8 protein-coding genes and 1 pseudogene are annotated in these 8,613 nt (G+C 66.9%); 7 read left to right on the forward strand and 2 right to left on the reverse strand.

Going from position 1 to position 8,613, the window contains the following annotated elements; genetic code table 11:
• Positions 1-819: pseudouridine synthase (locus J0L98_RS20430; protein WP_296413939.1), on the forward strand; the 819-nt coding region annotated here is incomplete at its 5' end.
• A 75-nt stretch (positions 820-894) separates the two neighbouring features.
• Positions 895-1,536 carry a hypothetical protein gene (locus tag J0L98_RS20435; protein WP_296413940.1) on the forward strand — a complete coding sequence of 214 codons (642 nt, stop codon included), beginning with the start codon at positions 895-897 and terminating at the stop codon, positions 1,534-1,536.
• A gap of 55 nt (positions 1,537-1,591) precedes the next feature.
• On the opposite strand, the gene J0L98_RS21695 is transcribed toward J0L98_RS20435, so the two are convergent.
• Both J0L98_RS21695 and J0L98_RS20445 read right to left on the reverse strand, forming a co-directional pair.
• Entirely contained in the window at positions 1,592-3,007 is a 1,416-nt protein-coding gene (locus J0L98_RS21695) for a methyl-accepting chemotaxis protein (protein ID WP_365955204.1), read from the reverse strand.
• A 1-nt stretch (position 3,008) separates the two neighbouring features.
• Positions 3,009-3,848: a PAS domain-containing protein gene (locus J0L98_RS20445; protein WP_296413941.1), complete on the reverse strand. Its 840-nt coding sequence runs from the start codon at positions 3,846-3,848 to the stop codon at positions 3,009-3,011.
• A 53-nt stretch (positions 3,849-3,901) separates the two neighbouring features.
• Here J0L98_RS20445 and prfB point away from each other — a divergent pair.
• The 5 genes and pseudogenes from prfB to J0L98_RS21700 all read left to right on the forward strand — a co-directional run.
• Positions 3,902-5,006 (forward strand): peptide chain release factor 2 gene (prfB, locus tag J0L98_RS20450; RefSeq protein ID WP_296404669.1). Its coding sequence is split into 2 segments (ribosomal slippage): positions 3,902-3,982 and positions 3,984-5,006, totalling 1,104 coding nucleotides; the frame shifts between segments, so codons are not numbered across the junction.
• A 23-nt stretch (positions 5,007-5,029) separates the two neighbouring features.
• Positions 5,030-6,268 (forward strand): hypothetical protein, encoded by a 1,239-nt coding sequence (locus J0L98_RS20455; RefSeq protein WP_296413943.1) that lies wholly within the window; start codon positions 5,030-5,032, stop codon positions 6,266-6,268.
• Between the two features lie 7 nt (positions 6,269-6,275).
• Positions 6,276-7,619, forward strand: coding sequence for a hypothetical protein (locus J0L98_RS20460; protein WP_296413945.1), 1,344 nt, complete (start codon positions 6,276-6,278; stop codon positions 7,617-7,619).
• Positions 7,619-8,308, forward strand: coding sequence for a hypothetical protein (locus J0L98_RS20465; protein WP_296413947.1), 690 nt, complete (start codon positions 7,619-7,621; stop codon positions 8,306-8,308). The genes J0L98_RS20460 and J0L98_RS20465 overlap by 1 nt, the downstream gene beginning before the upstream one ends.
• Before the next feature lie 2 nt (positions 8,309-8,310).
• A pseudogene (locus J0L98_RS21700) lies at positions 8,311-8,487 on the forward strand (ATP-binding protein); the annotation flags it as partial.
• Positions 8,488-8,613 lie beyond the last annotated feature (126 nt).

The following is an 8,613-nucleotide window of genomic DNA, read 5'->3' on the forward strand; positions in this document are numbered from 1 at the left end:
CCCGACGGCGAGCGCCCGCCCCGCCATGAGCGCAAGGCCTGGAGTGGCGAGCCGCGTCCGGCACCGGCGCCGTCCCCCCTGCGGGACGACGGCTCCATCCGCCTCTCCAAGCGCATGACCGAACTGGGCCTGTGTTCCCGCCGGGAGGCGGACGAGTACATCGAGAAAGGCTGGGTGCGCGTGGATGGCCGGGTGGTCAGCGAGCTGGGCTCCCGGGTCAAGCCGGGCCAGCAGGTGGAGCTCGACCGACGGGGCCAGACTGTGCAGGACCGCCGGGTCACCATCCTGCTCAACAAGCCGGTGGGCTACGTGTCGGGTCAGGCCGAGGACGGCTACCAGCCGGCCAGCGTGCTGATCACCGCCGACAACCGCTGGGCCGAAGACCCGTCTGAAACCCGCTACCTGCGCACCCACCAGAACGGTCTGGCACCCGCCGGGCGACTCGACATCGACTCCGTCGGCCTGCTCGTGTTCACCCAGGACGGGCGTATCGCCCGGGCACTGATCGGCGACGACTCCACCATCGAGAAGGAATACCACGTGCGCGTCGAAGGCACGCTTGACGCGGCAGGACTGAAGCTGCTCAACCACGGCCTGTCCCTCGACGGCGTGGCCCTGCGCCCGGCCAAGGTCAGCTGGCTCAACGAAGACCAACTACGCTTTGTGCTGCGGGAAGGCAAGAAACGCCAGATCCGGCGCATGTGCGAGCTGGTGGGGCTGAAGGTGGTGGGACTCAAGCGGGTGCGCATCGGCCGGGTCATGCTCGGCCACCTGCCGCCGGGCCAGTGGCGCTACCTGGGGCCCAACGAGGCATTCTGATAATGTGTGAATAGACCTGCGGCACGGCCCGATTTCGCCCCTGCGGTGCTTGCCCCAACCCCTCCTGCCCATGCCATGACCCTCCTGTCAGCCCTGCGCATTCTCTTCCTCGGCCTTGCCGGAATTCTCCTCGGGCCGGCGGCCAGCGCTACCCCGCTGGAAGCCGTCTATGAGGGCTACCTGGTACCGGAGTCGTTCGAAGCGCCCATCCCCATCACGGTCGAAGTGCGCGAGCTGCACGGCGTCTTCGTCGGCCATATCCGGACCGGACCACCCCAGGCCGGCTCGGCGCCGATTGCATCGGGGGAAAGTGAGTCCGGCCACTGCACGTTACGTGCCCCGATCAACGCAGGCAATGTGCTGCGCCTCACGGGTACCTGCCATCCCCGCCTGTTTGAAGGCAACTACGCCATTACCTCCACCCGCAAGGACAGCAATTCGGCAGGCACCTTCCGGCTCATGCCCAAGGCGAACAAGGGGAAGCCCGGCGAGGAAGGCGGCGGTCGCCGGCCATCAACACCCCTCACCACGCTGACCGAGTGCATCAACGCCAACACCCGTTGCCTGATCGGCTGCCCGAAGGGTGACTACAACACCGAGTTCCTGTGCGCCAATCGCTGCCGGCAACGCCACCTGGCCTGCAAGGGCAAGGCGTCGGCGTCGCTTCTCCCGCCCGCGCCAGTACGGAACGTGCAACCCGAAGCCGAGGAACGCTGACACAGCCCGGCCGCGCCACCCTCGTCCCAACGTGAGCCGTCGCGCCGGTTTCGCGTCAGGCGACCTGGAAGTGTGAAGTGAGATTGCGCAGTTCGTCTGAAAGCCGGGCTGTATTGCTAGTCACATTGCGGATCTCGGCGGCAAGGGCGGCGTTCTCACTGGAGATGCTGGCAATCTCCTTCACACGCATGGCGATCCCCTGCGCCGCGGCTGACTGCTCGCCCAGGCCGAGGGTGATGCCGTCCACCGCCTCAAGGGCTGCACCGGAGCTGGCTGCAATCCGGCCGATGGACTCTCCGGCAGTGCAGGCGCTCTGCACGCTGTCCTGGACGCGGTGGATACTCGCGGCCATTTCATCCGAAACGCTGCCGGTGCTTTGCTGGACTTTGGCGATCATCAGCGTGATTTCCCGGGTGGAGGCCACGGTGCGCTCCGCAAGCTTGCGCACCTCGTCGGCCACCACCGCAAAACCACGGCCGGTTTCCCCTGCCCTTGCCGCCTCGATGGCCGCATTGAGGGCCAGCAGATTGGTCTGATCGGCGATCTCGCTGATCACCTGCACCACCTTGCCGATCTCGGTGGAGAAGCTCTCGAGCTGCCCCACGGTATGTGTCGTCGTCTCGACACAACGCGCAACCCCTTCGATCTCCCCGGATACCGCCTCGATCACCCGCTCACCGTCCGCCGAGCGCTCCCGTACCTCGGATGACAGGGCATGGGCTTCGCCCGCATGCAGGCTGATGCGGTCAATGGAAAGGGACAGATCTTCGATTGCCGTGGCGAGGGAGGTGGCGAAGCCCGACTGCTGCTCGGCCGCATCCGCGCTGCTTTGGGCGGTCTGCTCCATGTTGCGCAGATTCCGCGTGATGAGGGAAGACTCCTGGCGGATCGCGGCCGCAATCTCGTGCAGCGTGTTGCGCATCATCGAAAGGCGGACCACAAGCCCGCCGATCTCGTCATGGCCGGCCCGGGGCATGACGCAGAGGAGGTTGCCTGCGGCGATGGCCTCGGCGGCCTTGCCTGCGGCATCCAGGGGACGACGGATCGAACGGGCGACCAGGAGCGAGACCGCCACGCACGCCAGGGTAGCCAGCAGCACCGTGGCAAGGAGCGTCAGGCGGGCATCGGCGACATGCTCCCGCGACTCGCCAATCAGTGCCTCGTTCCATGCATTGGTTCGCGACACCACCCGGTCGATGCTCTCCCGGTGCGTCTGGTAGAGGCTGCGCAAACGGCCCAGCACCTGGGTTGCCTGCGCAAGGTCGGCGCTGCGTAGCGCCTCGAAATAGGGGCCGTTGGCGAGACTGAAGTATTCGTCGATCGGCCGCTTCGAGTGATCCAGCAGTTCGGCCCGCAGATCTTCGGGCAGCGCGCTGGCGCTCCAGAACGCGTAGCGCTTGTCGAATTCCCCCTTGAGCGCCACAAGACGGGCGCGACTGGCGTCAAGTTCCGCCCCCCGCTGGTCACGCATCTCATGGGCGACCAGGTGGCTTTCGACGATATAGCTGGGCGGTGGCAGGATGTCGGCAAGGAGATCCTTGCTCTGCACGATGCGGTTGAAACGTTCGCCGTCCACACCGCTGTCGTGGATGGTATTGGCGGCCCCCCAGGCGGTGACGGCAAGAATGGACACTGCAACGACCGGACAGCACCCGGAAGGTCACCGAATTGCGCCACGGCCCGGTGATCGCACAGGCTGCCTTGCGCAATGCGCCACGCCGTTGCACCACCTCACCCTCGTCCAGGCTGATGCGGGTCTCCCCTTGCATGCGGGCATACAGGGACTCGGCGGCGGCGATCTCCTCTCGACTCGCCTGAACGCGCACCGACATATAGCCCGAGCCATCGGAAAGGGGTGTTACGGTGGCCTTCACCCAGTAGTAGCCGCAATTCTTGCGCCGGTTCTTGACGATGCCGCTCCACGGACGCCGGGACACGATGGTCTGCCACAGATCCCGGAACGCCTCTTCCGGCATGTCGGGATGACGCACGATGCTGTGGGGCTGACCGATCAGCTCAGCGCGCTCGAAACCACTGGCAAGCACGAACTCGTCATTGCACGAAACGATACGACCCTTGAGGTCGGTCCGGCTGATGATGGCCGCCCCGGGTTCAAGGGAGTATTCCTGCTGAATGACGGGCAAGTTCTTTCGCATCTCTTTTTCCTTATGGCATTCCGGGCAGACTGTGACGTTCTCGACACCAAATCTGTGACCTGTAGCCAGATGCATACGCAGAATCGCTTTTTTACAAACAGATTGCAGACCGCCGAAGCCGCAATCACTGCCCATTTCAGCAACGGATGCGCCCAACGGCGGTTTCCGGGATAATGTCGGGTTTTCCCGCACCAGCCAGGGCCCCGATCATGGAAGCAGAACGCCTCAATGCCATCTCCAACAAGCTCGCCGACCTGAAGGCCCGGGAGCTCGAACTGCGGAGGTATCTTTGACTACGATACCAAGGCAGAAAAGCTGATCGAAGTCAGCAAGCAGCTCGAAGACCCGAACATCTGGAACGACGCCGCCCAGGCCCAGGAGCTTGGCAAGGAAAAGAAAACCCTTGAAGGCGTGGTCGTGACCCTGCAGGAAATCGAGCAGGGCCTCGCCGACGGCAAGGACCTCTTCGAACTCGCCTCCATGGAAGAGGACGAGGACACCATGCAGGCCGTCGAAGCCGACGTGGCCAGCCTCGAAGCCCGCGTCGGCGAGCTCGAGTTCCGCCGCATGTTCAACAACCCGATGGACGGCAACGCCTGCTTCATCGAAATCCAGTCGGGCGCAGGCGGCACCGAGGCCCAGGACTGGGCCGGCATGCTTGAGCGCATGTACCTGCGCTACTGCGAGCGCAAGGGATTCAACGTCGAGTTGCTCGAAGAATCCGAAGGCGAAGTGGCCGGCATCAAGAGCGCCACCATCAAGGTGGGCGGCGAATATGCCTACGGCTTCCTGCGCACCGAGACCGGCATCCACCGCCTGGTCCGCAAGAGCCCCTTCGACTCCAACGCGCGCCGTCACACCAGCTTCTGCTCGGTCTTCGTCTTCCCCGAGGTGGACGACTCCATCGAGATCGACATCAACCCGGCCGACGTGCGTACCGACACCTACCGGGCCTCCGGCGCGGGCGGCCAGCACATCAACAAGACCGACTCCGCGGTGCGTCTCACCCACATCCCCACCGGCATCGTCGTGCAGTGCCAGAACGACCGTTCCCAGCACCGCAACAAGGACGAAGCCTGGTCGATGCTGCGCGCGCGCCTGTATGAAGCCGAGCTGCGCAAGCGTCAGAGCGAGCAACAGAAGCTCGAAGACGCCAAGAGCGACATCGGCTGGGGCCACCAGATCCGCTCCTACGTGCTCGACCAGAGCCGCATCAAGGATCTGCGCACCAGCTATGAAGTCGGCAACACCCAGGCCGTGCTCGACGGCGACCTGGACGGCTTCATCCAGGCCAGCCTGAAGCAGGGCGTCTGAGCCCTGCCCGCTCGGGAGCAGTGATGAAGCGCCTCTTCGCCAGCCTGGTGATCATCCTCCTGCTCCTGCTGGCGACGGCTGTCCTGCTGGCCTTCCGGGCCATCCAGGACGAACCGCTGGTCACCGGTGACGCCCCCGTCTCTGCCGAAGACGTGAGCCGCGCCAAGGATCTGATCCGGCGCAACGACCCGCGTCGCCTGAAGCGCGACGAGCACCGGGAAACCCGGGTGGCCGCCCGCGACCTGGAAACCCTGGTCAATCTCGCCGTGCGCCGTGGCCGCGCCACCGTCAATCTGGAAGACGGTGCCGCCGAACTGCGCTACACCGCAGCCATTCCCCCGACGCCGCTGGGGCGCTACCTCAACCTGCGTACCCGGGTCGTCATCGGCACTGACGGTCCGGAGTTCCAGAAGGTTCGGGTCGGCTCCATCCCGGTACCCGGCAGCCTCTTCGGTGCCGCACTGCTCTATGCCTCACGCCATTCCAGCCTGGCACCTGATCTGGAAATCCTGCGCAAGACCATCGACCAGGTGGCCATTGCCCCGGGCGAGCTGCGCCTGCACTACACCTGGCAACCCGAGATCCTCGACTCCGCCCGCGCCCGCGCCCTTTCACAAGAAGACCGCGACCGCCTTGCCGCCGCCCACACGCGCCTGGTCAGCCAGATGGACAGCGCAGCCCACGGGCGCCGCCAGATTCCCCTGGCGGAGGTGCTCGGCCCCCTGCTCCAGGATGCCAGCAAGCTTGATGCTGACCAGAGCCGCAACTACCGGGACGCCTTGCTGGTCATTGCCTTCCAGCTATCCGGACGCAACATCGCCCACTTGATCCCCGAGGCCCGCCAGTGGCCGCAGCCCCGCCCGCTGACGCTGACCCTGCGCGGGCGGCCCGACCTGGCCCAGCACTTCGTGGTCTCGGCGGCCCTCGCCGCCTGGGCCGGTGAGCCCCTGGCCAGCGCCATCGGCCTCGGCAAGGAGGTGGACGATGCCCGCGGAGGCAGCGGCTTCTCGTTTGCCGATCTGGCCGCCGATCGGGCCGGCACCCGCCTGGGCGAGCTCGCCATCGACAACCCCCGGCGGCTGGCTGCCGCCGTCAGCGGCGGGCTCACCGACGCCGGCTTGCTCCCCCCCATTACCGGCCTGCCCGAAGCCATGATGAGCAGCGAGTTCCAGCGCCGATTCGGCGGCGTGGGCGGCCCCGCCTACCAGCGCATGAGTGACGAGATCGACCGGCGCATCGCCGCCCTCGCCCTGTTCCGCTGAGCCGCCCATGACCGAAGTCCGTCTGGAAGAGCTGCTGGCCCCGGGTGTCGTCGCCGACGACGTGCCCGAGCTCGCCCCCCTGCTCAAGGCCCGGCCATTGCTGTCCGCCTTCAGCACCCTGTTCCACGGCAGCGAGGCCGAGGTGCTGATGCGCCTCCTGGTACTACGCGAAATCGGCCGTGAGACCGACTCGCCACGCTGGGGTCCGGAGCAACTCCGCCAGCGCTTCGCCTTCCTCGACCCGGTCAAGCTCGAGACCGTGCTGCGCCGGCTGCGCGGCAACGGCCTGCTGGAGATCGGTGACGACAACCTCTATGCCCTGTCCGACCTGGGCCGCAACGCCGTCGCCGCCATCGGCATGCTGGTCAGCTTCAGCACCGAGGATGACCTGGAGCTGGGTTTCCTTACCGCCCAGCTGGCCGGCCTGCAGGCCGTGGGCAGCGTCACCCCGGAGGCCCTGGGCCACCTGCTTGGCAAACTGAACGACCTGGCCTGGCATTTCGAGGATGCCATCGCCTCGGGCTCCGAGTTTCGCATCGCCGACGCCCGCCGGCGCCTCTCCGCCAATACCCGCTGGATCGAGCGCGGCACCGAAGTCATGGCCGGGCTGCTGGCCGATCCGGAGGTGCCCTTCGACCTGGCCCGGGTCGCCCAACGCATCGGCCTGGCCCAGTCGCGTCTGGCCCGGGTGGACGCCGCCTTCCAGCGTGCCCTCAACAAGATCGAGGCCCAGCGGGTCACCCTGGGCGGCTCGGGTATCTCCTCCAGCGACGTGGCCGGCTGGCTGCGCCACCTGGATGGCACGGCCCTGGCCGAACTGGCCACCGGCGCCCTTGCCATGGCACCGGAGCTGACCCTGCTGGCGGGCGGCCACGAACTCCTCGACCGGGCCGAGCTGGCCCTCTCCGACGAAGCCCGCCGGATCGAGGCCGACACCGCCCTGCCCCCCGCCGAGGACGCCCCCAGCAATCGCGCCCCCGAGCAGGAAGATCTGCGCCTGCTGCAACACTTCAGCCAACGCCTGGCCCGTCTGGCCGAGCCGGGCAGCACGCCGGCGCCCCTGGCCAGCCTGGTGGCCGGCGGCGGTTTTCCGGCGGCGTCCTACCGCCTGTCCCTGCTTGCCCTGCTGGCCGACGGTGGCGGCGAAGGCGGCGCCACCCCCGCCGACGGCCCCATTGGCGAATTCATGCGCCTGCCCCTCGACGTGCTGTTCGAGGCGGGCACCGTCAAGCTTGGCGAGGACGAGATCGCCGCCATGTCCGCCGGTCTGGTGGGTGCCAAGGGCAGCCTGCCGGCCGCCGAAGCCGTCCCCGTCCTCGACGCCACCGACTCCCTCTCCGACCCCGCCTGATGGAACAACAGATCCGGACCCTCACCGCCCGCCTGCTGGCCAACCGCAGCCTGCCCCGCAGCGACGCCCTGGTGCGCCGCGCCCTGGTGGACGAAGCCTTCCGTGTTGATCTCGACGCCCGCCTGGGCGCTGTCGGGCTTCAACTGATCGACAATCCCTACGCCGAACACGTGGCCGTGGCCCTGGCCGAGGACGTCCACGAACCGGTGTTCGGCGCCAGCCGCGAATACGCCGCCAGCAATGCCGGCCTGACCCGCGACCAGCTCGCCCTGCTGGTGGTGATCTGGGCCCTGATCATCCTGCCCAAGCGCGAACGCCAGGTGAATCGCCAGCGCCTCGCCGATGACGGCCAGGAAGACATGTTCGGCAAGGATGGCCCCCTGGAACACGGCGAGGGCGTCTCCGGTGCCCTGTCCGAGGCCTCCCTGCTGGCCGACTTCGCCCCCGTGCTCGGCCACAAGACCTACGTGCAGGGCAAGCTCCTGTCGCGCCTGGCCCAGCTCGGCTTCATTGAGCGCAAGGGCGGCATGATCCACGAAGGCCCGCTCCTCGACGTGCTCCTCGACTACCGCCTGCTGGCTGACCGCATCATCTACGGCACCCTTGGCGAGGTTCTCACCCGCGCCGGCCATCCGCCCCCCGCCGGTGATGCCTTCACGCCCCCCGAAGACGCCGCCGAGGACGACTGAGCATGTTCCACATCAAGCAACTCGAACTGGTCCACTGGGACTACTGGCGGCGCTTCAACCTGCCCCTGGACGCCCAGATCATCACCATCGTCGGCCCCAACGGTTCCGGCAAGACCACCCTGCTCGATGCCCTGCGCACCCTGTTCGGCCTGCGCTGCTCGGGCAAGCGCGACTTCCGCACCTGCATTCTCCAACAGCGATTCAATGAAATGTTCATACTCCACGCCGTTGAGGATCAACACATTGCTTTTGGCGATCTTTGCTACATCTGTGGGTGCAGCTTGATAGGCATGTGGGTCTGCGCC

The sequence above is a fragment of the Zoogloea sp. genome, assembly GCF_017302315.1.
Lineage (GTDB): Bacteria > Pseudomonadota > Gammaproteobacteria > Burkholderiales > Rhodocyclaceae > Zoogloea.